Below are 25,953 nucleotides of genomic sequence, written 5' to 3' on the forward strand. Positions count from 1 at the left end.
CTAGAGCGAGCGCCTGCGCCCGCGGGACGGATTGCCCGCCTTGCTGCCGATGCCCGTCAGCGCCAGCGCGGCGAGGCCGAGCCCGATCAGCCCCGCCGTCGCCGCGACCGGATGCAGGGTCGCTCGGGTGTAGGCACTGGTGCGCATCACGTAGCCGGGCTGGGTGCCGCGGACCGCGCCCGCATGCTTCGGCACATGCAATGCGCCGGCCGGGTCGCGCGGTGCCTCGCCGCGCCTCTGCATCGCGATGATCGCCGGCGCCAGCAGATCGTAGGCACCCGGCGCGAATTCCTTGCCGGCCACCATCAGCTTGCCGCCCCCGCCGACGATGATGTCGCGCTGCGGATGCACGGCGGCGTGCAGGATGGCGTTCGCGACCTCCTCGGGCGGGTAGATCGGCGGCGGCAGCATCGGCTCCCGGTCCATGTAGTTGCGCGCCCGCTGCGGCAGCGGCGTGTCGATCGAGGTCGGCTTGACCAGCGTCACCGAGACCGGCGCATCCTCGGCCAGCAGCTCCATGCGCAGGGCGTCGGTGAATCCCTTCACGGCGTGCTTGCTCGCCACGTACATGCCCTGGAACGGGAAGGCGAGGTCGGAGGCGACGCTGCCGAGGTTGATCAGCGCACCGCCGCGGCGGCGCAGGTGCTCGACGGCGACGAGCGACCCGAACACCGTGCCCCAGAGGTTGGTCTGGATCAGGCGGACGTTGTCCGCGTCGGACACCTCGCGCAGCGGCCCGTAGATGGTGAGGCCGGCGACGTTCACCCAGGTGTCGAAGCCGCCGAACGCGGACACCGCGCGATCGGCCACGGCCTGGACCTCGGCCCGGTTCCCGACATCGCAGGCGACGGCGATCGCCCGGCCGCCGGACGCCTCGATCTCCGACCGCACGGTCTCGAGAACGTCGGCGCTGCGGGCCGCCAGCACCACGCGTGCGCCCCCGGCCGCGGCCCGGCGGGCGGTCGCGAGCCCGATGCCGCTCGACGCGCCGGTGACGACGACGACCTGATCGCGCAATGCCTTGTGTCTCATGCCGTCACATCGCTCCACGCACCGGTCGGCACAGAGCCGCGGTCTTCGGGAGCTACCCGCGAAACCGTGAGATGTTGCCGAACGAGGCGCGATCCAGGCGCGTCCGTTGCACGCAGGCGTTCGAGTGCCCGAGCCGGCCGGCTCGGGTTCGAGCGGCTGCGGAAGCCCTGAGCCGGCGAGGCGATGTCGCGGGTGCTGCGCACGGGGATCCGTCTGCCGGACGGCGGCCGGACGCCGTCCCGGGCCCCGGGACCGTCAGGTGACAGGGCGGTCGGCCGCTTGTAAGCACGGGCGCTCACGAAAACCCTGTCCGGAAGACCCATGTCCCACGCCGCCCTCGCCCAGACCATCGAAGCCGCCTGGGAGGACCGCGCCGGCATCGACACGAGCACGCGCGGCGCCGTTCGCGAGGCGGTCGAGGCGGCCCTCGCCCTGCTCGATTCCGGCGAGGCGCGCGTCGCCGAGAAGAGCGGCGACCAGGATTGGGTCGTCAACCAGTGGCTGAAGAAGGCGGTGCTGCTGTCCTTCCGCCTCAACGACATGGCGCCGATCTCCGGCGGCCCCGGCGAGGCGCCGTGGTGGGACAAGGTGCCCTCGAAGTTCGAGGGCTGGAGCGAGGCCGAGTTCCGCGCCGCGGGCTTCCGCGCCGTTCCCGGCTGCTTTGTCCGCCGCGGCTCGTTCATCGCGCCCGGCGCCGTGCTGATGCCGTCGTTCATCAATCTCGGGGCGCGGGTCGGCAAGGGCACCATGGTCGACACCTGGGTGACGATCGGCTCCTGCGCCCAGGTCGGCGACAACTGCCACATCTCGGGCGGCGCCGGCATCGCCGGCGTGCTCGAGCCGCTGCAGGCCAACCCGGTGATCATCGAGGACAACTGCTTCATCGGCGCCCGCGCCGAGGTGGCCGAGGGCGTGATCGTCGGCGAGGGCAGCGTGCTGTCGATGGGCGTCTACATCGGCGCCTCGACCCGCATCGTCGACCGCACCACCGGCGAGGTCTTCTACGGCCGCGTGCCGCCCTATTCGGTGGTCGTCTCCGGCACGATGCCGGGCAAGGCGCTGCCGGACGGCTCGCCCGGACCGGGCCTGTACTGCGCCGTCATCGTCAAGCGCGTCGACGCCGGCACCCGCGCCAAGACCGCGATCAACGAGCTGCTGCGCACCTGATCCGAGCCGGGCCCGATCCGATGCGCGAGACCGCGACCCTCGACCTCACGGTGGCCGGCCGCTCGGTGCCGACGCCGTGCGATCGGATCGGGGCCGGCCCCGACGTGCTGCTGCTGCCGGCGCTCTCGACGATCGCGTCGCGGGCCGAGATGCACGGCGTTGCCGACCAGCTCGCCTGGGACCATCGCTGCCTGATCCCGGACTGGCCCGGCTTCGGTGCGCATCCGCGGGCGCGGCTGCCGCTGGATCCGGCGACGTTCCACGCCTATCTCGACGCGCTGCTCGCGGCTGCACCCGGCCCCTACGCGCTCGGCGTCGCCGCCGGCCACGCGGCGGGCTACCTGGTGGCCGCCGCCCGCCGGCATCCGACGGCGTTCGCCCGGCTCGTCCTGGTGGCGCCGACCTGGCGCGGCCCGCTTCCGACCGTGATGGGACCGGAGCGCCGGGGCCTGTTCACCGCGATCCGCCGCGCGGTCGAGACGCCGGGGCTGGGCGACGCCCTCTATGCCCTCAACATCCGCCCCAAGGTGATCGGCCGGATGATGCGCGCCCACGTCTACGGCGACGCGGCGCACGTCACCGATGCGCTGATCGCGGACAAGACCACGATCACCCGCCAGCGCGGCGCGCGCTTCGGCACGGCGGCCTTCGTCACCGGCGGGCTCGATCCCGTGCCAACGCGCGAAGCCTTCCTCGCCCTGTTCAACGACGGCCTGCCGCCGATCCGGGTGCTGCGCCCGAGCCGCGCCCCGCGCCGGTCCGGCGCCGAGATGGACGCGCTTGTCGCGTCCGGCCGCGTCGAGGGCCGACCGGTGCCGGGCGCCCTCAGCCCGCACGAGGAATATCCGGCCGAGACCGCCGAGGCGATCCGCGCGGCCTGACGCGCCTCAGCTCCAGGCGTGGGAGGGGGGCGCCACCCCGTTGAGCGCGTGGTTGCCGACGATCGCCACCTTCCAGCGGACGGGGTCGTGCAGCGTGTGCGTCCGCGCGTTGCGCCAGTGCCGGTCGAGGTTGTGCTCGGCGAGCGTCGAGCGGGTGCCGCCGAGCTCGAACAGCTTGTTCGAGGCCGCGAGCGCGATCTCGGTGGTGAGCACCTTCGATTCGGCGACCGCGATCTTGGCGGCGTTCACCAGCCCCGCATCGTGGTCGACGAGCGCGGCGTCGATCGCGAGGCCGGCGCGGTCGAGGATTGCTTCGGCCGCGTGCAGGCGGATGGTGAGGTCGCCGACGGCCTGGATGGTGTAGGGGTCGTCGGAGGCCCGATCCTGACCGGCATCGATCCACGGCCGCGCCTTCTCGCGCACGAAGGCGATGGTGTCATCCAGGGCCGCGCGGCCGATGCCGGCGTCGATCGCCGCCTGGATGATCTGGAAGATCGCCCCGTCGAGGCGCGGCAGTTCCTGATAGGCCTTCCAGGCCGGGACGAGGTGGCTCTTCTCCACCCGCACGGCCTCGATCAGCACCGTGCCGCTCGCCGTGCCGCGCTGGCCGAAGGCCGACCAGTCGTCGATCACCGTCAGACCGGGCGCGTTGCGGTCGGCGATCGCGTACCAGGCGAGACCCGCATCGTCGACGGCGACGATCGGCACGAGGTGGGCGACCAGCGCCCCGGTGGCGTAGAACTTCTGGCCCTGCACGATCACGTGGTCGCCGTGGTCGGTGAAGTGGGTGGCGAAGTCGGCGGCGCGCGCCGTGCCCTTCTCCGAGAACGCGTTGCCGAAGCGGGTGCCGCGCAGCACCTCGGCGAACAGGAGGGCCTGCTGCTCGGGGTCCGACACGGTGCGGATCGCGGCGACGATGCCGAGGTGGTTCTGCGCGATCTGTGCGATCGAAGGGTCGGCCGCGGCGACGATGGCGATCACCTGCGCCAGCGTCCGATACGACACCTCGGGGCCGCCGTGCTCGCGCGGAACGTTGATCGACCATAGGCCGCTCTGCGAGAACCGGTCGAGCTCCGCCAGCGGCCGGGCATGCGCGAGGTCGCGCTCCGACGCCCCCTCGCGGATCGAGGCGGCGAGCGCGTGGGCCACGCGGATCGCCTCGGCGTCGTCGCGGATGATGTGGGCGGCCTCGGATGGACGGGCCGGGCCCGGAACCCCGCGAGAGGACGCTGTTCCGGACAGCGCCTGGGTGCTGACGGCGATGTTCATCGATCTCTCCGAAGTTCGAGGGCGGTCGTCGGATACGCATCCGCCTCTTCCCGATCGCGCGGCGAGGGGATGCTCGGCATCGGCGCGCCTACGCCGCCTCGGCGCGCTCAGCGCGCTCGGCGCGGGCCGCTTCGAGCGCGCGGACCCGCGGGATGATGTGCGCGCCGAAATACGCCACGTCCTCCTGGAAATGCAGGAAGGCCAGCAGCGCGAGATCGGTCCCGGCATCCTTGAGCGCGATGATGCGCTCGGCGATCTGGTCCGGCGTGCCGATCAGGTTGGTCTTAAAGCCGTCGTTGTACTGGACGAGGTCCTCGAAGGTCGATTTCGCCCAGTTGCCCTCGCCCTCGGGCGAAGCCCGGCCGGCGTTCTTCGCCTCGTGGCCGAAAGCCTTCACCGCATCCGGGTTGGCATGGTCGATGATCTCCTGCAGCACGGCGCGCGCCTCGGCCTCGGTGTCGCGCGCGATGACGAAGGCGTTCACGCCGACCTTGACCGCATGGCCGTTGGCGGCGGCCTTCGCCTGCAGGTCGGCGACCTGCGCCCGGATGCCCTCGGGGGTGTTGCCGTTGGTGAAGTACCAATCCGACACCCGCGCCGCCATGTCGCGCGCCGCCCGCGACGAGCCGCCCTGGAAGATCTCCGGCGTCACCGCCGGCTTCGGCTTGAGGTTGTAATCGGTGTAGCGATAGAAATCGCCGCGGAACGTGTAGTTCTCCTGAGTCCAGATCCCGCGAAGCGCGGTGATGAACTCCTCGGAGCGCCGGTAGCGCTCGTCGTGGTCGAGCCACGGCTCGCCGATGGCGCGGAACTCGCCCGAGAACCAGCCCGAGACCACGTTGATCGCGATGCGGTTGTCGGTCAGCTCGCTGATCGTCGCGATCTGCTTGGCCGCGATGGTCGGGTTCCACGGCCCGGGCAGCAGCGCGGCGATGACCTTGAGCCTGGTCGTCACGGCGAGCAGCGCGTGGCTGAAGGCCACCGATTCGTGCTGGTACTCGGCGCCGTAGCCGGCGGTGAAGCGGATCTGCGTCAGCGCGTAGTCGAAGCCGGCATCCTCGGCGATCCGCGCGAGCTTGCGGTTGTAATCTCCGTCCCAGCTCGTGCGCTGCGGGATCGCGCTGATGACGAGCCCCCCGGAGACGTTCGGCACCCAGTAGGCGAAGCGGATCGGCTCTTCGGTCGCGTTGCGGTTGGTCATGGGGTTGCGCCTCCTCGTCGGTCAGGCCTCCCGCAAGGGCGAAGAGCGATCGTCCCGCATGGTCGCGGATCGAAGATCGCATCGAGCAGCCGCTCGCCGTCGTGCCGATTTGCCTGTCCGTCAAGTATTTCCAAAGTCGATGCCGCCGTCAAAGGAAGCAACGCGCAATCTTTTGCCTGAACGAGCAAGAAATTTCCGTCGCCCGTCCTTCCGGGGAACGAAGCTTCCCCGAGCCGAGCGCAACGGCCGACGCACCACGCGAACGATCGTATCGGCGTTCTTCACAAAGAACGATGGTGGGCCGAGCTCGTGGAAGAGGTCGGTCGTTTCGCGGCGCACGAGGGGAAGGAGAACGAAAAACCCCCTCCCGGTCGCATCGGGCAACGATCACCTCAACCGGAGCGTTCTTTTGCAAGAACGTTTCATTGACCGCGTGCACCGCACGCCTCACCTTTGGGAGGACATCGCGGCACGGTCCGAACGGGTGGCGGCGCGGCCGTCCCGCGTCCGGACCGTGCCTTGCGCCACCTTCCTTTCGAGACGAGATCCGACGATGACGCGACCGAAACTCGTGGGCTTCAGCGCCAACCTCCAGCGCCCGTCCAAGACCCGCGCCCTGGTCGAGGCCGTGGCCGAGGCCGCCACTGTCGACGGCGGCCTCGACCTTCGGCTGTTCGATCTCGTCGATGCCGGCACCGGGCTCGGCGCGGCCTGGTCGCGGGATGCGCTGTCGCTTCCCGCCCGCCGGGTGATCGAGGCGATCGAGGGCGCCGACGCGCTGGTCGTCGGCTCGCCGGTCTACAAGGGCAGCTTCACCGGGCTGTTCAAGCACGTCTTCGACCTGATTGATCCGGCGGCCCTGGCCAACAAGCCGGTCGCGATCGTCGCCACCGGCGGCGGCGCCCGCCACGCGCTCGTCGTCGAGCATTCGTTCCGGCCGCTGTTCGGGTTCTTCGGCGCCCTGCAGGTGCCGACCACCGTCTACGGCTCCGATCCGGACTTCACCGACGGCCTCCCGACGGATGCGGGCGTGCGCGAACGGATCGCCCAGGCCGGCGCCCAGCTCGCGGCCCTGGTGCGCGCCGGGATCGCGGCGGAATCGTCCGCCCCCGTGGCGCTCGCCGCCGCCCGCTGAGACCCGCGATGATCGACCGCCGCCGCCTCGTCGCCACGGCCCTCGCCGCGGCGCTGCCCCTGACCCGTCCGGCGGTGGCCGCCGAGCCGGGCGTGCTGCGCATCGGCTACCAGAAGAACGGCATCCTCGTGGTCGCCAAGCAGCAGGGCGTGATCGAGGAGCGCCTGGCCAAGCTCGGCCATAGCGTGCGCTGGATCGAGTTCTCCTTCGGGCCGCCGCTGCTCGAGGCCTTGTCCCTCGACGGCATCGATTTCGGCCAGACCGGCGACGCCCCGCCGATCTTCGCGCAGGCCGCCAAGTCGAGCCTGGTCTATGCCGCGGCGCAGGAGGCCGGCGGCTCGGGCTCGGGCATCCTGCTGCCCAAGGGCTCGACGATCCGGTCGCTGGCTGAGCTGAAGGGCAAGCGCGTCGCCTTCGCCAAGGCGTCGAGCGCGCACAACCTCACGGTCGCCGCGCTGGAGAAGGCGGGCCTCACCTACGCCGACATCGAGCCGGTGACGCTGGCGCCCGCCGACGCCGCGGCGGCGTTCTCGCGGGGCAGCATCGACGCCTGGACGATCTGGGACCCGTACTACGCCATCGCGGAGGGCGGCGACGGCGTCCGCGTGCTGGCGACGGCCAAGGAGATCGCGCGACAGAACAACTTCTTCCTGGCGAGCCGCGCCTTCGCGGAGGGACGCGGCGCGGTGCTGGCCGAGGTGATCGACGTGCTCGGCGGCGTCGCGCGCTGGTGCGGCGACAATCGCGGCGAGGTCGCCGATCTGCTTTCGAAGGGCACCGGCGTGCCCCTCGCCGCCACCCGTCGCGCGGTCGACCGCACCGACTACCTCATCGGCCCGATGAACGACCGCGTCGCCGCCGAGCAGCAGGTGATCGCCGACCGCTTCCACGCCCTGAAGCTGATCCCGAAGCCGATCCGCGTCGCCGACGCGGTCTGGATTCCACCCGCACGCAACGGCTGATCCGCGATGACCGACGACCACTTCTCGCGCGCGCCGCGTGCGGCGCTCGACGCTCTGACGGAGGCCGGCGCGCACATGCGACGCCGCGCCCTGCTCTCGGCCGGCCTCGGCCTCGCGGCGGCGATCGCGCTACGCCCGGCCCGCGCTGCGTCCGCCATCCGGATCGGCTACCAGAAATACGGGTCGCTGGTCCTGCTGAAGGGCCGCGGAACCCTCGAGACGGCGCTCGCGCCCCTCGGCTACGAGGTCGCGTGGTCGGAGTTTCCTTCCGGTCCGCCGCTGCTCGAGGCGCTGAACGCCGGGGCGATCGACCTCGGCTCCGCCGGCGAGGCGCCGCCGATCTTCGCCCAGGCCGCCAACGCCGACCTGCGCTACGTCGGCACCGAGCCGCCGGCCCCGCGGGGCGAAGCGATCCTGGTGCCGAAGGACAGCCCGATTCGCGCCGTCTCGGACCTGCGCGGCAAGACCATCGCCTTGAACAAGGGCTCCAACGTCCATTTCCTCGTAGTGCGCGCCCTGGAGAAGGCCGGCATCGCCTACGATGCGGTCAGGCTCGTCTTCCTCTCGCCGGCCGACGCGAACGCCGCCTTCGTGCGCGGCTCGGTCGACGCCTGGGCGATCTGGGACCCCTATCTCGCCGCCGCCGAGCGCTCGACCGGTGCGCGCATCCTCGCCGACGGCACCGGGATCGCACCGAACCGCCAGTTCTACCTGTCGCGCCGCGCCTTCACCGAGGCGAGCCCGGACATCGTGTCCGCGATCCTGAAGGCGATCGCCGAGGTCGACACCTGGGCCGCCGGCAACGGCGGCACGGTCGCCTCCGAGCTTGCGCCCTCGGTCGGCATCCCGGCGCCGGTGCTCACGGTGGCGCTCGATCGCCTGTCCTACGGGGTCGCGGCCCTCGACGCGCAGACGATCGCCGACCAGCAGGCGGTGGCCGACGCCTTCCACGCCCTCGGCCTCTTGCCGAAACCGATCCGGGTCGCGGACGCCGTCTGGGCCCACCCGCAACGCAAGGCCGAGATCCGATGAGCGCCACCCCCTCCCGCATCCGCGACGCCGCCGTGCCCTGGCTGCTGCCGGTGGCGATTCTCGTCGGCTGGCAGGCGGCGGTCTCGGCCGGCCTGGTCTCGAACCGCTTCATGCCGGCGCCGCTCGACGTGGTCCGCGCCGGGATCGAGGCCGGCCGCACCGGCGAGCTCTGGACCAATCTCGGCGTCAGCACGCTGCGCGCGCTCGCCGGCTTCGTGGTCGGCGGCGGCATCGGCTTCGGCCTCGGCCTCGCCAACGGGCTCTCGCGCCTGTCCGAGCGCTTGACCGACACCTCGGTTCAGATGGTGCGCAACGTGCCCCACCTGTCGCTGATCCCGCTGGTGATCCTGTGGTTCGGCATCGGCGAGGAGGCCAAGCTGTTCCTGGTGGCGCTCGGCGTGTTCTTCCCGATCTACGCCAACACCCTGCACGGAATCCGCTCGGTCGATCCGGCCCTGGTCGAGATGGGCCGCGTCTACGGCATGTCGAACGCCGAGCTGTTCCGCCGCGTGGTGTTGCCGGGCGCGCTGCCGTCGATCTTCGTCGGCCTGCGTTACGCCCTCGGGATCATGTGGCTGACGCTCATCGTCGCCGAGACCATCTCGGCCTCCTCGGGCCTCGGCTACATGGCGATGCAGGCACGCGAGTTCATGCTGGTCGACGTCGTGGTGCTGGCGATCCTGATCTACGCCGCGCTCGGCAAGCTCGCCGACGCGCTGACGCGGCAGCTGGAGCGCAGCTGCCTCGCCTGGAACCCCGCCTACAGGAGCGCCTGATGCTGCTCGACGCCCAACTCCGCGACAAGCCGCCGGCGCGGGAACCGGACACCGGCGCGCGTGCGCTGTCCCAGGGGGAGAGGGTCGCGACGCCATCGGGCAGCGCGCAACCATCATCCCGATCCTCCCCCGACCGGGCGGGGGAGCAACGCGGCATCGCGGTCACCGTCCGCGACCTCCACAAGAGCTTCGACGGCAACGCCGTGATCGCGGGGCTCGACCTGTTCCTGCCCGCCGGCGGCTTCACGGCGGTGGTCGGCCGCTCCGGTTGCGGCAAGAGCACCCTGCTGCGCCTGATCCTCGGCCTCGAGACGCCGACCTCCGGGCGCATCGGCCTCGACGAGGCCGAGGCCGGCCCGCGCCGGTCTCAGCGGCCGCGGCGCATCATGTTCCAGGAGCCGCGGCTGCTGCCCTGGGCCCGCGTGGTCGACAACGTCGCCGTCGGCCTGTCCGGCACCGGCACCAAGGCCGAGCGTCGGGCGCGTGCGCTCGCGGCCCTCGAGGAGGTCGGCTTGGCCGACAAGGCCGGCGTCTGGCCCGCCACCCTGTCCGGCGGCCAGCGCCAGCGCGTAGCGCTCGCCCGGGCGCTGGTCAGCGGACCCGGCCTGCTGGCGCTCGACGAGCCGCTCGGCGCGCTCGACGCGCTCACCCGCATCGGCATGCAGGACCTGATCGAGCGGATCTGGCGGGCGCAGGGCTTCACCGCGCTCCTCGTGACCCACGACGTCGCCGAAGGCGTGGCGATGGCCGACCGCATCCTCGTCGTCGACGAGGGCCGCATCGCCCTCGATCTGCGGGTCGACGTGCCCCGGCCGCGCCGCCGCGGCGATCCCGACCTGGCGCGGCTCGAAGGCCGCATCCTCGAGCACCTGCTCGGCACGCCCTCGGCGGCCTGAGCCGACACGGAGACCTTTCGATGACCGCCTCGACCGACGGAAAGACCGACGTCCTCTGGTTCCTGCCGACGCACGGCGACGGCCGCTATCTCGGCGCGTCTGAGGGCGCGCGCGACGTGTCGCTGAGCTATCTCCGCCAGATCGCGCAGGGCGCCGACGCCCTCGGCTATTACGGCGTGCTGCTGCCCACCGGCCGCTCCTGCGAGGATTCCTGGGTGATCGCCTCGGCGCTCGCGCCGCTGACGCAGCGCCTGCGCTTCCTCGTCGCCGTGCGTCCCGGCCTGATGGAGCCCTCGGCGGCCGCCCGCATGGCCTCGACGCTGGACCGGATCTCCGATGGGCGCCTGCTGATCAACGTTGTCACCGGCGGCGATCCGGTGGAGCTGCGCGGCGACGGCGTGTTCCTCGACCACGACGCGCGGTACGCGGTGACCGACGAGTTCCTCCACATCTGGCGCGGCCTGATGGCCGGCGAGACCGTCTCGTTCACGGGCAAGCACCTCTCGGCGGAGAACGGCCGGCTGATCTTCCCCCCGGTGCAGAAGCCCTATCCGCCGCTCTACTTCGGCGGCTCGTCGCCGGCCGGCATCGACGTGGCGGCCGAGCATTGCGACGTCTACCTTACCTGGGGCGAGCCGCCGGCCGGCGTCGCCGAGAAGATCGCGACCGCGAAGGCGGCCGCGGAGGCGCGCGGCAAGACCTTCTCCTACGGCATACGCCTGCACGTCATCGTCCGCGAGACCGAGGGCCAGGCGTGGGCGGCGGCCGACCGCCTGATCTCGAAGCTCGACGACGCCACGATCGCCAAGGCGCAGGCCACGCTGAAGCGCCAGGATTCGGTCGGGCAGAGCCGGATGATGGCGCTGCACGGCGGAAGCCGGGACAAGCTTCAGGTCTCGCCGAACCTCTGGGCCGGCGTCGGGCTGGTGCGCGGCGGTGCCGGCACGGCGCTGGTCGGCTCGGCCGACCAGGTCGCCGACCGGATGAAGGAGTACATCGATCTCGGGATCGACCGCTTCATCCTCTCCGGCTACCCGCATCTCGAGGAAGCCTACCGCTTCGCCGAGCTCGTCTTCCCGAAGCTGCCGCTGCGCGCCACCACCGGCATCGGCCCCTCGAACGCCCGCAACGACGGCCCGTTCGGCGAGGTGATGGCCAACGACATCGTGCCGACGCGGCAGGTCGCGGCGCACTGAGAACCACGCCGGGAGGGGCCGGATCGCAGCGTCTCCGGCCTTCTCAAGCTCACCGCGCCATGCTATCCGGCGCGGATCGCGGGTGTAGCTCAATGGTAGAGCAGCAGCCTTCCAAGCTGAATACCCGGGTTCGATTCCCGGTACCCGCTCCACCCCTTCTGTAGATCATGCCGACGGTCGCGACGCCTGCCATTTACGGTTCGGGCGCTACCAGGTGACTGCGTTGAAGCGCTCGATCAGGCGCGGGCCGTCCCAGACCTCGATCACCCGGCCTTCGGCGAGCGCGAGCGCCTGCGCGATGGCTTCGTCGTCGCCGAATGCCGGCAACGGGTGAAGGCTCTTCGCGCCGTCGCGGGCGGTGATGACCGCGTGATAGCGCGGACCTGCGGGGGACGCCCTGCGGCTGCGGGCGATTGCGACCGGCGCCTGCAAGGTCTCGTCCTGGATCGCCTCGCTCACGCCCGTATCCCGCTTCTCGACCATCCGATGTGTTCTTGCTCGCGCATGGCCATGGACGACATCGTGTCGATTTGCGTCCGCACCCGCGAGCGCCGGCCTCGGCACGATTAATCCGCGGCGGAAGAGATCGATGCGCCAACCGTGATGTGTTCAAATGACGGGCGAGCGCAACCGTCACGCTAAGTTGCCGGCGCAAGACCGACACCAACATGGGTTAAATTCGCCGCGCGTTCTTGGTGCGCGCCAGCGACCCGGACGACGCCGAGCGAGCGGTCCCGCCCAAGCATCGCTACGGCGAGCGATGCGAGCGCCTTCGGGGCGCAGACGGGTTCGTGACGAGTCCGGCCACCGTGTCGAGCCCGATGACGAGCGGGATCGAGCGATCGCCGATCGAGCAACCGCCGGCGGGGCCATGGCGCTGCAAGCGGACGGCTCGATCCTGGCATAGCACCGTCGCGAATGGCTCAGCCGAATTGCATGATCCGGCATTCGCGGAGGGGGTGCGGGTAGGGCGTCGGCGCCTCCCGATCTTTTGATCCTCGATCCGATACGGCTGCCGTCGGCAGTTCGCGCTCGACGATCGTCTGCTCGATGGAGGCATGCATCGCCTCCGCCGCGGGCGAGGGATCGACGACTGAAACGGGTATCGCGTGCAGAAAACTTGGGGCGTGGGGCACCGCCCGTCGCCCGGTTCTCGGGGGCGACGGGCGGGTCCGGGTTCAGGCGGCGGCGATGCTCGCCTTGACGATCTTGTCGGGCGAGCGCGGCGGCTCGCCCTTGTTGATCGTGTCGACCACGTCCATGCCTTCGACGACCTTGCCCCAGACGGTGTACTGCTTGTCCAGGAAGCGGGCGTCGTCGAAGCAGATGAAGAACTGCGAGTTCGCCGAGTGCGGGAAGTTGGTGCGCGCCATCGAGCAGGTGCCGCGGGTGTGCGGCTCGGCGTTGAACTCGGCGTTCAGGTCGGGAAGGTCGGAGCCGCCCGAGCCGGTGCCGGTGGGATCGCCGGTCTGCGCCATGAAGCCGTCGATGACGCGGTGGAACGGCACGCCGTCGTAGAAACCCTGGCCGGCGAGCGTCTTGATGCGCTCGACGTGGTTCGGCGCGAGGTCGGAGCGCAGCGCGACGACGACGCGGCCCTTGGTGGTCTCGAGGACGAGGTTTTCGGTGTCGGCCATGTCGGTCTCCAGGTTGTTCAGGGCGGGGGCGCTGCGCCTGGCTGCGGCGCGGCGGGGTGATCGGTGGCCGTCATCCGGGTCGGTTCGCGGTGACCTTCCGGTAGACGAAACGTAGGGCGACGGGACGCCCGGCGATCGCTCGGCCGAGGCCGGGCGTGATCTGGGCCGGCAGGCAACGGTTCAATCCGTCGATCGTCGCATGCACCAGGGTCGGGCGCGTCTTCGGACCGACGCCCCTCGCATACGTGATCCGTGGCGGCCCGAGCAAGCTTCCGTCGCGCCGGAGCGACAGCCGCGCGGTGATCTCGACGTTCGACGCATCCTCGAGGATGGCGGGCGGGCGCCAGCACGCCGCGAGGGCGGGATAGAGCTCGGCCAGGGTGTTCGGGCGCGGAACCGGCTTCACCGCGAGCGGGACGACGATCGTCGCCCGCAACGTCTGCGGCAGGCTCAGCGGATAGCCGGGGCCTTCGCCGTCGAACGCGTAGCCGTAGAACGGCTGGGCGCCCGCGGCGGCGGGCACGAGGGCGACGAGGAGGGTCGCCGACGCGCGGCGCAGGCCCCGCATCGCCGCTTACTTGGCCTTCTCGGCCAGCTGCATCTTGACGATCTTGTCCGGGTTCTGGACCGCGCCGCCGGCGGCGCCGGGCGCCGCCTTCTTGATCTTGTCGACGGCATCCATGCCGTCGGAGACGAGGCCGACCACGGTGTACTGGCCGTTCAGGAAGGAGGCATCGCCGAGACAGATGAAGAACTGCGAGTTCGCCGAGTTCGGATCTGACGAGCGCGCCATGCCGACGGTGCCGCGGCGGAACTGCGCCGAGGAGAACTCGGCCGGGATGTCGGGCAGGCTCGAGCCGCCGGTGCCGTTGCCCTTCGGGTCGCCGGTCTGGGCCATGAAGCCGTCCATCACCCGGTGGAACTTCAGGCCGTTGTAGAAGCCTTGCGCGATCAGAGTCTTGAGCTGCTTGACGTGCTTGGGCGCGATGTCCGGGCGCAGCTCGATCGTGACGCGGCCGTCCTTGGTGTCGAGGTAGACGGTGTTGGCGTCGGCGGCGCGGGCGGCGGAGGCCCCGAGCGTAAGGGAGAGCGCGAGCGCGAAAACGGCGTTGCGGCGGTTCATGGGGATCGTTTCCTTGAGAAGCGTTGGGGGCTCAGCTGCGGCTCGCGAAGCGAGCCGCGAGGCGTTCGGCCACTTGGGCCGGCACGAAGGGCGAGACGTCGCCGCCCATCGCGGCGATCTGCCGGACGAGCGTCGCGGTGATCGGGCGGACCTGGATCGAGGCCGGCAGGAACACGGTCTGGACTTCGGGCGCCATCGCGCCGTTCATGCCGGCAAGCTGCATCTCGTAGTCGAGATCGGTGCCGTCGCGCAGGCCGCGGATGAACAGGCTGGCGCCGCAGCGGCGCGCCGCCGTCACGGCGAGGTCGTCGAAGGTCGCGATCTCCAGCTCCGTCCCCTCGGCGGCGGCGAGCGGCGCGCAGGTCTCCGCGAGCAGCTCGGCCCGCGCCTCGGCGGAGAAGAGCGGGGCCTTGCCGGGATGGACGCCGATCGCGATCACGAGGCGCGGCACCAGCCGACAGGCTTGGCGGACGACGTCGAGATGGCCGTTGGTCACCGGATCGAATGACCCGGCATAGAGCGCGGTGCGGTTCATGCCCGCAACGCCCTAGAGGATTTTCGTGACGAACGGAACTGCCGGCCCCGGCGAATGGACCGCCGGCCGGAAACGCGAGGAAGGGCGGAAGCGCTTCCGCTCCCACCCTTCCGGTCGATCTCGATCGATCCGGGCGACCCGCCGCCCGGCGCAGATCCTAGTACGTACCGAACTTGTAGTTGATGCCGGCGCGGGCGAGGCTGCCCTCGGTCGAGAGGCGCGAGATGTAGCCGATGCCCGGCGTGCCGGCGGGGCCGACATTGGCGACGAAGAGGTTGCGGCTCCCGAGGTCGTAGCGGAGGTACTCGCCCTTGATCGTGACCGCGCTGGCGCGGAAGAAGTTCAGGAACGACTCGGTCGGCAGCGCGTACTCGATGCCGCCGCCGTAGGCGTAGCCGGTCTCCATGCTGGAGCGGCGGGCGGCGTAGGTCACCGGAGCGCCGGTCTGGAACGTGACGGACTGGGTCACGTCGCCGTAGGCGAAGCCGCCGGTGCCGTACACGAACACCCGGTCGAAGGCGTAGCCGATGCGGCCGCGCACGGTGCCGAGGTAGTTCAGCTCGGTGCGGTAGCTGTTGGTCAGGACGTTGGGGTTGAAGGCCGGGTTGAAGATCGTCTCGGTGCGGCGGCGCTGCAGGTCGGTGTACTGCGCGTCGGCCTCGATGCCGACGACGATGCCGGAGCCCGGGGTGAACTGGTAGTTGTAGCCGATCTGGCCGCCGCCGGTGAAGCCGTCCTGCGGCAGCGGCACGCTCGAGCGGCGCAGGCCGCGGTCGACGTTGAGCTGCAGCGCGCCGATGCCGGCGGTGCGGACGTTGTCGCGCTCGGAGAAGGCGTAGCCAGCATTCGCGCCGAGGTAGAAGCCGGTCCAGGTGAAGACCGGGACGGGCGTGAACACCGGCGGCGGGGCCCGGCGCGGAAGGTCGGCGGCGCCGGCTGAGGCGGCGAGGGTCGCCGAGGCGACGGCGGCGAGGGCGAAAGACTTCAGCACGGGCGGCATCCGGGGTTGGGGACTGACGTTGCAGACCAGTAACCCCGCCGCCTCACCTTGAATATGACTTCGCGGCAACACTCGGAACATCGTTAGTCCAGTCGCGACGATGCTTTCGTCAAATGTATACGCTACGTTTATCCCGGAAAAATCATCCCACGCCGAGCATCATTTTTTCTAACACGCGCAAAAAGCCGGTGCCAAAACTCTGCAGGACGACTGGATCCGCCGCCCTGCAGGGCCTCCGCCTCACGCCGTCTCGTCGATGATCTCGCCGCCTTCGTCCTCGCCAGCGATGTGCTCTACGGAGACGACGCGCTCGTCCTTGGCGGTGTCGAACACGGTCACGCCCTGCGAGGCGCGGCCGACGACGCGGATGTCGTCCACCGGCACGCGGATGAGCTGGCCGGCATTGGTCACCAGCATGATCTGGTCCGCCGCCTCGACCGGGAAGGAGGCGACGAGGTTGCCGTTGCGGGCGTTGACCTCCATCGCCTTGATGCCCTTTCCGCCGCGTCCCGAGGTCCGGTACTCGAACGACGAGGTCCGCTTGCCGTAGCCGCGCTCGGCCAGCGTCAGAACGAACTGCTGGTTGGCGCCCATCTCGGCGTAGCGCTCCTGCGACAGCAGCGGCGCATCGGTGGCGGCCTCCTCGGCATCGGCGTCGCCGGCCTCAGGTGCGGTGTCGCCGATGACGGCGCGCTGCATCTTCAGGAAGCCGACGCGCTCCTCGGGCGTCGCGTCGAAGCTGTTGAGGATCGTCATCGAGATGACGCGATCGCCCTTGCCGAGGCTGATGCCGCGGACGCCGGTGGAATCGCGGCCCTTGAAGACGCGGACGTCCTCGACGGGGAAGCGGATGCACTGGCCGAGCGCGGTGGTCAGCAGCACGTTCTGCTCGGGGCGGCAGATCTCGACGTGGACGATGTGGTCGCCCGGATCGAGCTTCATCGCGATCTTGCCGTTGCGGTTCACCTGCACGAAGTCGGAGAGCTTGTTGCGCCGGACGCCGCCGGACGCCGTCGCGAACATCACGTCCAGCGTGTCCCAGGACGATTCGTCCTCGGGCAGCGGCATGATCGTGGTGATGCGCTCGGCCTGGTCCTGCAGCTGCAGGATGTTGACGAGCGCCTTGCCGCGGGCGTTCGGCGCCGCCATCGGCAGGCGCCAGACCTTCTCCTTGTAGGCCTGGCCCTGGCTGGAGAAGAACAGCACCGGCGTATGCGTGCTCGCCACGAACAGGCGGGTGACGAAATCCTCCTCGCGGGTGGACATGCCGGAGCGGCCTTTGCCGCCGCGACGCTGGGCCCGGTAGGTCGAGAGCGGCACGCGCTTGACGTAGCCGGCATGGGACACGGTGACGACCATGTCCTCGCGTTGGATCAGGTCCTCGTCGTCGACGCTCGAATCGTAGTCGAGGATCACCGTCCGCCGCGGAGTCGCGAACTGGGTCCGCACCTCGGCGAACTCGTCCTTGACGATGGTCTGGATGCGGTGGCGCGAGCGCAGGATGTCGAGGTAGTCGGCGATCTCGTCGGCGAGCGACTTCAGCTCGTCGCCGACCTCGTCGCGGCCGAGCGCGGTCAGGCGCTGCAGGCGCAGGTCGAGGATCGCGCGGGCCTGCACCTCCGAGAGGCGGTAGGTGCCGTCGTCCGCCACCCGGTGGCGCGGGTCGTCGACCAGGGCGATCAGCGGGGCGATGTCGTGGGCCGGCCAGTCGCGGGCCATCAGCGCCTCGCGCGCCGAGTTCGGGTCGGGCGAGGTGCGGATCAGCCGGATCACCTCGTCGATGTTGGCGACCGCGATCGCGAGGCCGCACAGCACGTGGGCGCGCTCGCGGGCCTTGTTCAGCAGGAACTTGGTGCGGCGGGAGACGACCTCCTCGCGGAAGTCGATGAAGGCCTGGAGCAGGTCCTTCAGGTTCATCAGCTCGGGGCGGCCGCCGTTCAGCGCCACCATGTTGCAGCCGAACGAGGATTGCAGCGGCGTGAAGCGGTAGAGCTGGTTCAGCACCACCTCCGCCATCGCGTCGCGCTTGATCTCGACGACGATGCGCATGCCGTCGCGGTCGGACTCGTCGCGCAGGTCGGAGATGCCCTCGACGCGCTTCTCCTTGACCAGCTCGGCGATCTTCTCGACCAGCGTGGCCTTGTTCACCTGGTACGGGATCTCGGTGAAGATCAGAGCCTCGCGCTCCTTGCGAAGCTCCTCGACGTGGGACTTCGCCCGCATGATGATCGAGCCGCGGCCGGTGGCGTAGGCCTGGCGGGTCCCGGCGCGGCCGAGGATCGCCCCGCCGGTCGGGAAGTCCGGGCCGGGTACGATCTCGGTGAGCTGCTCGATCGTCAGCCCCGGATCGTCGATCAGCGCGATGCAGGCGTCGATCAGCTCGCCGAGATTGTGCGGCGGGATGTTGGTCGCCATGCCGACGGCGATGCCGCCGGCGCCGTTGACGAGCAGGTTCGGGAACCGCGCCGGCAGGACCGACGGCTCCTCGCGCGACTCGTCGTAGTTCGGCTGGAAGTCGACGGTGTTCTTGTCGATATCGGCGAGCAGCGCGGTCGCCGGCTTGGCGAGCCGCGATTCGGTGTAGCGCATCGCCGCCGCGGGATCGCCGTCGACCGAGCCGAAGTTGCCCTGGCCGTCGATGAGCATCAGCCGCATCGAGAAGTCCTGCGCCATGCGGACCAAGGCGTCGTAGATCGATTGGTCGCCGTGCGGGTGGTAGAGACCGATCACGTCGCCGACGATGCGGGCCGACTTGACGTACTTGCGCTCCGGCAGGTGCCCGCTCTCGTAGGCGGCGAACAGGATGCGCCGGTGCACCGGCTTGAGGCCGTCGCGCGCATCCGGCAGCGCCCGGCTCACGATCACGCTCATCGCGTAGTCGAGGTAGGACCGGCGCATCTCGTCGGTGATGGAGACGGGCTTGATGTCGCTGGCGGGCGGCGGCGTGCCGGCCCCTGTCTCGTCGTTGTCGGCCAAGGGCTTTTATCCGTGTGGCGAAGGCCCCGCGTCCGGGGCCGTTGTCAGGTGCATCCCACGCCGAAGCGCCGCGCGCGGCGCGACGTGGGGGAAGACGAATGATATCAGACGGTTAATTATTCCTCCCGTCGCACCGGCGCAAGCACCCGATCCCGGCCCGTCCGCCGCCTTTTTCGCGACCGCGAGCGACGCCTGCAACCGCAGGATCCCCGCGCGTTCCCGCCTTGCGCCGGCTCCGGCCAAGCTCGCGCCCGAATGCCGCCGCGCGATCGGCAGGGTTTGGGTGCGGTGCGGGGAACAAGAGCTGGGCCGACCGCTTCTGTGACAGACGTGGCTGTTCACGCCCGGCACCGTTCCGGGGATCGCCCCCGCGCGATCCGGACCGACCCGTGAGCCCCGAACGATGAGGATGGTGGCCCGATGCGGCGCACGCACAACATGGCCTTCGGCGCCGAGATCGCGGACCAAGGCGTCCGCTTCGCGCTCTGGGCCCCGACGGCACGGGACGTCGTGCTGGTGGTCGACGGGACGGATCACGCGCTTCCGGATGCCGGCGAGGGCTGGCGCCGAACGACCGTCCCCGGGGTCGCGGCCGGCGCCCGCTACGGCTTCCGCGTCGACGGCGACCTCGTGGTGCCCGATCCCGCCTCGCGCTTCCAGCCGGACGACGTGTCGGGCCTGTCCGAGGTGATCGACCCGGCCGCCTTCGCCTGGAGCGACGACGCGTGGAAGGGCCGCCCGTTCGAGGAGGCGGTGATCTACGAGACGCATGTCGGCACCGCGACGCCGGAGGGCACCTATGCCGGGCTGCAGAAGCGGCTGGCGGACCTGAAGGCGCTCGGCGTCACCGCCATCGAGCTGCTGCCGCTCGCCGACTTCAAGGGCACCCGCAACTGGGGCTACGACGGGGTGCTGCCCTACGCGCCGGACGCCGCCTACGGCCGCCCCGACGACCTCAAGCGCCTGATCGACGCCGCGCACGGGCTCGGGCTGATGGTCTACCTTGACGCGGTCTACAACCACTTCGGGCCGGCCGGGAACTATCTCCACGCCTACGCCAAGACCTTCTTCACCGAGCGGCACCAGACCCCGTGGGGCGCGGGCATCAACTTCGACGGCAAGGAGAGCGGCCACACCGTGCGGCAGTTCTTCATCCAGAACACGCTGTACTGGCTCGAGGAATACCATTTCGACGGCATCCGCTTCGACGCCGTCCACGCGATCCTCGACGATTCGCCGACGCACTTCCTGGCCGAGCTCGGCGAGACGGTCCGCGCGGCCTTCCCCGATCGCCAGATCCATCTCATGCTCGAGAACGAGGCCAACCAGGCCAAGTGGCTCGAGCGCGACGGCTCAGGCAAGCCGCTCCAGCACGACGCCCAGTGGGCCGACGACCTGCACCATTGCTGGCACGTGCTGCTGACGGGCGAGGATTCCGGCTACTACGAGAGCTTCAGCGACAAGCCGGTCGAGCGGCTGGCGCGCTGCCTGTCGGAGGGGTTTGCCTATCAGGGCGAGCCGTTCAAGACGCTGGGCGACCATCCGCGCGGCGAGCCCTCGGCCCACCTGCCGCCGACCGCGTTCGTGACGTTCCTGCAGAACCACGACCAAGTCGGCAACCGCGCGCTCGGCGAGCGCCTAAGCCAGCTCGCCGATCCGAAGAAGCTCGATCTGGCGCGCGCCGGGCTCCTGCTCAGCCCGCAGATTCCGATGCTGTGGATGGGCGAGGAATGGTCGGCCTCGACGCCGTTCCTGTTCTTCGTCGATTTCGCGCCGGACGCGGAGCTGAACAAGGCCGTCCGGGAAGGGCGCCGCAAGGAGTTCAAGAGCTTCGCGGCCTTCGCCGACGACACGTCGGTGATCCCGGATCCGACGGAGGCCGAGACCTTCGCGGCGTCGAAGCTCGACTGGTCCGAGCGCGAGCGCTCGCCGCACCGGGAGGTGCTGGCTGAGACCACCCGGCTCTTGGCCCTGCGCCGGGACGTGGTGGTGCCGCTCGCCAAGTCCGGCTATCGCAACGCGAAGGCGATCCTTCCCCGCGCCGACGTGGTCGACTGCACCTGGTCCTACGCGGGCGGGACCCTGCGGTTCGTCGCCAATGTCGGCGATGCGCCGTTCTCCGTCGAGGCCGGCGACGACACGCCGGTCTGGACCAATGCGCCGGACGGCACCGGTGCGACTCTGCCCGCCTGGACGGGTGTATTTCTGACGAAAGCGGCCCGATGAGCAGTGCACTGCAACGCCTTGCCGACCTCGCAGGCATCGCCGACGGCTACGTCGACGCCTTCGGCAAGCCGGTCGAGACCGCGCTCGAAGTCCGCCGCGGCATGCTCGCGGCGCTCGGCTTCGCGGTCGGCACCGACGAGGAGATCGCCCAGAGCCTCGGCGAGGTCGAGGCCCTACGCAACGGCCTGATCCCGCCGCTGCTGCCGGTCGAGGCGCGCCGCGCGGTGCGCGTTCCGGTTCGCGGGGAGGGGACGGCGGTCTGGCGCCTCGTCGACGAGCGCGGCAACGCCCGCGAGGGCCGGGCAACCCTGTCCAGCGATACCGCCGGGTTCGAGCTGCCGCCGCTGACGCCGGGCTACCATCACCTCGCCGTCACCCTCGGCGACCGGACCGCGGAAGCCTGGATCATCTCGGCGCCGCAGCGCTGCTGGCGTCCGCGCGCCTATGCCGACGAGGGCGCCAGCGATTGGGGTCTCGCGGCCCAGCTCTACGGCCTGCGCTCCGACACCAACCTCGGGATCGGCACCTATGCCGACGCGGGTCAGGCGGCGCGCGATGCGGGCCTGCGCGGCGCATCATTTCTCGGCCTGAGCCCGGTGCACGCCCTGTTTGCCGCCGACCGGACCAAGATCTCGCCCTACTCGCCGTCCTCGCGCTTGTTCCTCGACACGCTGTTCATCGCGCCGACGAGCATGCCGGGCTTCGTCGGCTCGCGGGCGGAAAGGCGTCTCGCCGAGATGGCGTCCCGCGTCGAAGCGTTGCGCGCCGCCGCCCTGGTCGACCATCAGGGCGTGTGGGACGTGCTCTCGCCGGTGCTGCAGGACTTCTGGGCGGAGTCGGATGCGAGCCGGGGCGCGGATGCGGGCTTCACGGCCTTCCGGGAGGAGGGCGGCGAGGATCTTCAATCGCACGCCACGTTCGAGGCCTTGTCCGAGCACTTCAAGGGGCGGGGCGCCCAGTGGCTCGGCGACTGGCCGGAGGAATTCCGGCGCGCCGGAACGGACGCCGTCGCGGCCTTCGCCGACGAGCACCGCGACGCGGTGTCGTATCACGCCTGGCTCCAGTACCTCGCCGACCGGCAGCTCGCAGACGCCTCCGAGCGGGCGCTCGCGACCGGCATGCGCATCGGCCTCTACCGCGACCTCGCCGTCGGCGCAGACCGTGGCGGCTCGGAGATCTGGTCGCATCCCGAGCGCTTCGCCGACCGCGTCTCGATCGGCGCACCGCCGGACCTGCTCGCGCCCAAGGGCCAGGATTGGGGACTGCCGGCCTTCGATCCGCTCGAGATGGAGCGCGACGGGCTCGCCGCCTTCCGGGCGCTGGTGCGCGCCAACATGCGCCATGCCGGCGCGATCCGCATCGACCACGCCTTCCAGCTCGCCCGCCTGTTCCTGATCCCGCTCGGCGGCGGCGCGAAGGACGGCGCCTACGTGGCGATGCCGTTCGAGCCGATGATCGCGGTGCTGCGCCTGGAGAGCCATCGCAACAAGTGCCTCGTCATCGCCGAGGATCTCGGCACCGCGCCGGAGGGCTTCTCGGACGCGCTGATGCAGGCCGGCATCCTCAGCTACCGGATCTTGGCGTTCGAGCGTGAGCAGGACGGGCGGTTCAAGGCGCCCGAGGCCTATCCCCGCGACGCGCTGACCGCGATCACCACGCACGACCTGCCGACCTTCGTCGGCTGGTGGCGCGGGGTTGACACCGACACGCGCCAGTCCCTCGGCCTCTACGACGCCGAGCGGGCCGAGGCGGAGCGCAACGAGCGCGTCACCGAGCGCCGGCGCCTGTCCGAGGCGCTGGCCGCGCAGCAGCTCATCGTCGGCGCCGAGCCGCCGGACGCGGCCCCGTTCGAGGCGGCTGCGCGCTACCTCGCCCGCGCTCCGTCGATGCTGACCGCGGTGCAGTACGAGGACGTCGTCTCCGAGCTGAGCCAGGCCAACGTGCCGGGCTCGACCGAGGGCTACCCGAACTGGCGGCGCAAGCTCGACCGCGACCTCGCCGCCATCGCCGCGCCGGGCGGCCCGCTGGCGAAGCTCGCCGCCGCCCTGTCGGCCGAGGATCGCGGCCCACGCTCCGGTGCCGCCCGCCTGGCGACCGCCCCGCCGCGCGCGACCTACCGCCTGCAGTTCCACAAGGACTTCACCTTCGCCGACGCGGAGAAGATCGTCCCGTACCTGGCGAAGCTCGGGATCAGCCACGTCTACGCCTCGCCGCTGCAGAAGGCCCGGCCCGGCTCGACCCACGGCTACGACATCGTCGACCACGGCGCGATCAACCCTGAGCTCGGCGGCGAGGCCGGCTTCGTGCGCCTGTCCGACGCGCTGCGGGCGCACGGGCTGAAGCTGCTGCTCGACATCGTCCCCAACCACATGGGCGTCGGCGGCGCCGACAACCCGTGGTGGCTGTCCGTGCTCGAATGGGGCGCGCTCTCGCCCTTCGGCCATGCCTTCGACATCGATTGGGAACGCCTGGGCGCCAACCGCAACCTGGTGATCCCCTTCCTCGGCGAGCGCTACGGCGAGGCGCTGGAGAACGGGAACCTCGAGCTCAAGTTCGACGCGGTCGCCGGGGCCTTCAGCGTCTGGCACTACGAGCACCAGTTCCCGATCCGCCCGCTGAACTACCCGACCATCCTCAATCGGGTGCTGGCGGCGCTCGGCGACGTGGACGAGGAGGCGCAGGGCGAGCTGCTCGCCATCTCCGAGCGCCTGCGCACCATGGGCGCCGAGACCGACGCGAGGCGCCGCGTCGCCTTCCCGGAGGAGGCGGAAGGGCTCAAGCAGCGGCTCGCCGCCGTCTGCGCCGCATCGCCTGAGATCCGAGCCGCGATCGACCGCAGCCTGAAGCTGCTCAACGGCTTCAAGGGCCGCCCGGACAGCTTCGGCCCGCTGCACCGGCTCCTGGAGAGCCAGGCCTATCGCCTCGCTCATTGGCGCGTCGCGTCGAGCGACATCAACTACCGGCGCTTCTTCGACGTGAACTCGCTGGCGGGCCTGCGCGTCGAGCTGAACGACATCTTCCACCGCTCGCACGAGACCGTGTTCCGGCACGTCCGCGAGGGGCGGATCGACGGTCTGCGCATCGACCACATCGACGGTTTGGCCGACCCGCAGGGCTATGCGCGGGCGCTGCAGGCGGCCGTCGGACCGGGCTTCTACGTCGTGGTCGAGAAGATCCTGGAGCCGGGCGAGAAGCTTCGGCCGTGGCCGGTCGCCGGCACCACCGGCTACGACGTGCTGAACCACCTCGACGGCATCCTCGTCGACCAGGGCAAGCGCGGCAAGATCAAGCGGCTCTACGAGTGGGCCACCGGCTTCGACGAGCCCTACGGCTTCCAGCTTCGCGCCGCGAAGGCCGAGATCCTCGAGATTAGCTTCGCCAGCGAGCTCGAGGTGCTGACCACCGACCTCAAGGAGATCGCCGATGCCGACCGGCGCACGCGCGACTTCTCGGTCAACGCGATCCGCCGGGCGCTCATCGAGATCATCGCGCGGTTCCCGACCTATCGCAGCTACCTGCCGCCGGACCTCGACGAGAGCGATGTCGAGGCCGAGGACGTTCGGCTGATCGAGGGCGCGGTCGCCAAGGCCAAGCGCTGGTCGGCGCTGCCGGACCGCTCGGTCCACGACTTCGCGGCCGCCGCGCTCATCGGCCGGATCGAGACCTCCGGGCCCGGACGGCCGGACCCGATCGTGATCCTGCGGTTCCGCCGCCGCTTCCAGCAGCTCACCGGCCCGGTGATGGCCAAGAGCCTGGAGGACACGCTGTTCTACCGCTACGCGATGCTGCTCGGCCTCAACGAGGTCGGCGGCGATCCGGGCGAGTACGGCCTCGACGCGGAGCACTTCCACGCGCTCCAGGCGGCGCGTGCCCGCGACTGGCCGAACGCGATGATCACGACGGCGACCCACGACACCAAGCGCGGCGAGGACGCGCGCTCGCGCCTGCTCGCCCTGTCCGAGCTGCCGGAGGAATGGGCCCGCGCCTGGGACCTGTGGCGTACGATCGCCGTCCCGCACCTGACGACCATCGACGACGAGCCGGCGCCGGACGCCAACGACCAGTGGATGTTCTTCCAGGCCATCCTCGGGGCGTGGCCGCTCGAGCTGCTCGATGCCGACGAGCCGAATGCCATCGAGGATTTCCGCAAGCGCCTGACCGCCTACAGCGAGAAGGCGATGCGCGAGGGCAAGCGCAGGTCGAGCTGGGTCAACGTCGACGAAGCCTACGAGAGTGCGGTCGCCAAGCTGTTCGAGGCGCTGATCGCGCCGGGGTCCGAGTTCCTGGCCAAGCTGCGGCCGTTCGCCCGGCGCCTCGCCCATCTCGGGATGATCGCCGGCCTCGGCCGCACGGTCCTCAAATGCACGCTGCCCGGCCTGCCGGACGTGTACCAGGGCACCGAGTTCTGGGACTTCTCGTTCGTCGATCCCGACAACCGCCGGCCGGTGAACTACGCGGCGATGGAACGCGCTCTTGCGGACCAGGGGGTGCTGCCCGAACTGCTGGCGCATTGGCCGGACGGACGGGTGAAGCAGGCGACCCTGACGCGTCTGCTCGCCGACCGCGCCGCGCGTCCGGCCTTCTATGCCGAGGCCGACTACCGGGCGATCGAGGCGACGGGGCCGCGTGCGGACAACGTCGTCGCCTACCTTCGCTCCGACGCGAGCGCGGACGGCGACATCTTCGTCGCGGTCCCGCGACTGGTCGCCGGACTGGTCACGGACGCCGCCTGGTTGGGGGCGGGGTTCGCCGGCACGACGGTCGATCTCGGCGCGGGCACGTCCTGGTACGACATCGTCACGGGGGCCGGCTACGACGGCTCCGCCGATCTCGGAGCGCTGTTCTCCGCGCTGCCCTACGCCGTCCTCCGGCGCCGGGCGTGATCCGAGCGTGCCGCGCCGCATCCGCG

The 25,953-nt window shown here is 70.7% G+C and carries 21 protein-coding genes and 1 tRNA gene; 11 read left to right on the top strand and 11 right to left on the bottom strand.

The window, feature by feature from the left end; translation table 11 throughout:
* Positions 1–1,032, bottom strand: a complete 1,032-nt coding sequence (locus ACFZ8E_RS07650) for an SDR family oxidoreductase (RefSeq protein ID WP_405042515.1) — start codon at positions 1,030–1,032, stop codon at positions 1–3.
* Between the two features lie 321 nt (positions 1,033–1,353).
* On the opposite strand from ACFZ8E_RS07650, the gene dapD reads away from it, so the two are divergent.
* Together dapD and ACFZ8E_RS07660 are read left to right on the top strand one after the other, a co-directional pair.
* A complete protein-coding gene (gene dapD / locus ACFZ8E_RS07655; RefSeq protein ID WP_147729790.1) occupies positions 1,354–2,199 on the top strand; it encodes a 2,3,4,5-tetrahydropyridine-2,6-dicarboxylate N-succinyltransferase in 846 nt (281 codons plus the stop codon).
* Positions 2,200–2,219: 20 nt separating this feature from the next.
* Positions 2,220–3,080 (top strand): alpha/beta fold hydrolase, encoded by an 861-nt coding sequence (locus tag ACFZ8E_RS07660; protein WP_405042516.1) that lies wholly within the window; start codon positions 2,220–2,222, stop codon positions 3,078–3,080.
* A gap of 6 nt (positions 3,081–3,086) precedes the next feature.
* On the opposite strand, the gene ACFZ8E_RS07665 is transcribed toward ACFZ8E_RS07660, so the two are convergent.
* Positions 3,087–4,349: an SfnB family sulfur acquisition oxidoreductase gene (locus tag ACFZ8E_RS07665; protein ID WP_405042517.1), complete on the bottom strand. Its 1,263-nt coding sequence runs from the start codon at positions 4,347–4,349 to the stop codon at positions 3,087–3,089.
* A gap of 88 nt (positions 4,350–4,437) precedes the next feature.
* Entirely contained in the window at positions 4,438–5,550 is a 1,113-nt protein-coding gene (gene sfnG / locus ACFZ8E_RS07670) for a dimethylsulfone monooxygenase SfnG (protein WP_243988743.1), read from the bottom strand.
* 553 nt (positions 5,551–6,103) lie between these two features.
* Here sfnG and ACFZ8E_RS07675 point away from each other — a divergent pair.
* The 7 genes from ACFZ8E_RS07675 (at position 6,104) to ACFZ8E_RS07705 (ending at position 11,699) form a co-directional block, all read left to right on the top strand.
* Positions 6,104–6,685, top strand: coding sequence for an NAD(P)H-dependent oxidoreductase (locus ACFZ8E_RS07675; protein WP_147728035.1), 582 nt, complete (start codon positions 6,104–6,106; stop codon positions 6,683–6,685).
* Positions 6,686–6,693: 8 nt separating this feature from the next.
* The gene (locus ACFZ8E_RS07680; protein ID WP_405042519.1) at positions 6,694–7,647 is read left to right on the top strand and encodes an aliphatic sulfonate ABC transporter substrate-binding protein; all 954 of its coding nucleotides are present in this window, start codon (positions 6,694–6,696) and stop codon (positions 7,645–7,647) included.
* 75 nt (positions 7,648–7,722) lie between these two features.
* The gene (locus tag ACFZ8E_RS07685; RefSeq protein WP_405044343.1) at positions 7,723–8,679 is read left to right on the top strand and encodes a sulfonate ABC transporter substrate-binding protein; all 957 of its coding nucleotides are present in this window, start codon (positions 7,723–7,725) and stop codon (positions 8,677–8,679) included.
* Positions 8,676–9,455 carry an aliphatic sulfonate ABC transporter permease SsuC gene (gene ssuC, locus ACFZ8E_RS07690; RefSeq protein ID WP_243949814.1) on the top strand — a complete coding sequence of 260 codons (780 nt, stop codon included), beginning with the start codon at positions 8,676–8,678 and terminating at the stop codon, positions 9,453–9,455. The genes ACFZ8E_RS07685 and ssuC overlap by 4 nt, the downstream gene beginning before the upstream one ends.
* Positions 9,455–10,351 (top strand): ATP-binding cassette domain-containing protein, encoded by an 897-nt coding sequence (locus tag ACFZ8E_RS07695; RefSeq protein WP_243949815.1) that lies wholly within the window; start codon positions 9,455–9,457, stop codon positions 10,349–10,351. Before ssuC ends, ACFZ8E_RS07695 begins: the two co-directional genes overlap by 1 nt.
* A gap of 20 nt (positions 10,352–10,371) precedes the next feature.
* Complete coding sequence (ssuD, locus tag ACFZ8E_RS07700) at positions 10,372–11,547, top strand: FMNH2-dependent alkanesulfonate monooxygenase (protein WP_405042520.1); 1,176 nt, start codon at positions 10,372–10,374, stop codon at positions 11,545–11,547.
* A gap of 78 nt (positions 11,548–11,625) precedes the next feature.
* Positions 11,626–11,699 (top strand) — tRNA-Gly (locus tag ACFZ8E_RS07705).
* A gap of 55 nt (positions 11,700–11,754) precedes the next feature.
* Here ACFZ8E_RS07705 and ACFZ8E_RS07710 read toward each other — a convergent pair.
* The 8 genes from ACFZ8E_RS07710 to gyrA form a co-directional block, all read right to left on the bottom strand.
* Positions 11,755–12,006, bottom strand: coding sequence for a hypothetical protein (locus ACFZ8E_RS07710; RefSeq protein ID WP_147841842.1), 252 nt, complete (start codon positions 12,004–12,006; stop codon positions 11,755–11,757).
* A gap of 464 nt (positions 12,007–12,470) precedes the next feature.
* Entirely contained in the window at positions 12,471–12,611 is a 141-nt protein-coding gene (locus ACFZ8E_RS07715) for a hypothetical protein (protein WP_187275419.1), read from the bottom strand.
* Positions 12,612–12,725: 114 nt separating this feature from the next.
* Complete coding sequence (locus tag ACFZ8E_RS07720) at positions 12,726–13,184, bottom strand: peptidylprolyl isomerase (protein WP_147841843.1); 459 nt, start codon at positions 13,182–13,184, stop codon at positions 12,726–12,728.
* A 70-nt stretch (positions 13,185–13,254) separates the two neighbouring features.
* A complete protein-coding gene (locus ACFZ8E_RS07725; RefSeq protein WP_147726644.1) occupies positions 13,255–13,752 on the bottom strand; it encodes a hypothetical protein in 498 nt (165 codons plus the stop codon).
* Between the two features lie 6 nt (positions 13,753–13,758).
* Positions 13,759–14,307, bottom strand: coding sequence for a peptidylprolyl isomerase (locus ACFZ8E_RS07730; RefSeq protein WP_147841844.1), 549 nt, complete (start codon positions 14,305–14,307; stop codon positions 13,759–13,761).
* A gap of 31 nt (positions 14,308–14,338) precedes the next feature.
* Positions 14,339–14,842: a pantetheine-phosphate adenylyltransferase gene (gene coaD, locus ACFZ8E_RS07735; RefSeq protein WP_147841845.1), complete on the bottom strand. Its 504-nt coding sequence runs from the start codon at positions 14,840–14,842 to the stop codon at positions 14,339–14,341.
* Positions 14,843–14,999: 157 nt separating this feature from the next.
* Positions 15,000–15,833 carry an outer membrane protein gene (locus ACFZ8E_RS07740; protein WP_147726649.1) on the bottom strand — a complete coding sequence of 278 codons (834 nt, stop codon included), beginning with the start codon at positions 15,831–15,833 and terminating at the stop codon, positions 15,000–15,002.
* A 249-nt stretch (positions 15,834–16,082) separates the two neighbouring features.
* Entirely contained in the window at positions 16,083–18,818 is a 2,736-nt protein-coding gene (gyrA, locus tag ACFZ8E_RS07745) for a DNA gyrase subunit A (protein ID WP_243949819.1), read from the bottom strand.
* A 420-nt stretch (positions 18,819–19,238) separates the two neighbouring features.
* Here gyrA and treZ point away from each other — a divergent pair, with 420 nt between their 5' ends.
* Complete coding sequence (gene treZ / locus ACFZ8E_RS07750) at positions 19,239–21,044, top strand: malto-oligosyltrehalose trehalohydrolase (RefSeq protein WP_405042521.1); 1,806 nt, start codon at positions 19,239–19,241, stop codon at positions 21,042–21,044.
* Positions 21,041–25,927, top strand: coding sequence for a malto-oligosyltrehalose synthase (locus tag ACFZ8E_RS07755; protein ID WP_405042522.1), 4,887 nt, complete (start codon positions 21,041–21,043; stop codon positions 25,925–25,927). The genes treZ and ACFZ8E_RS07755 overlap by 4 nt, the downstream gene beginning before the upstream one ends.
* Positions 25,928–25,953 lie beyond the last annotated feature (26 nt).

Origin of the sequence: Methylobacterium sp. HMF5984, from assembly GCF_045033435.1 — a bacterium.
In the GTDB taxonomy this organism is placed as follows: domain Bacteria; phylum Pseudomonadota; class Alphaproteobacteria; order Rhizobiales; family Beijerinckiaceae; genus Methylobacterium.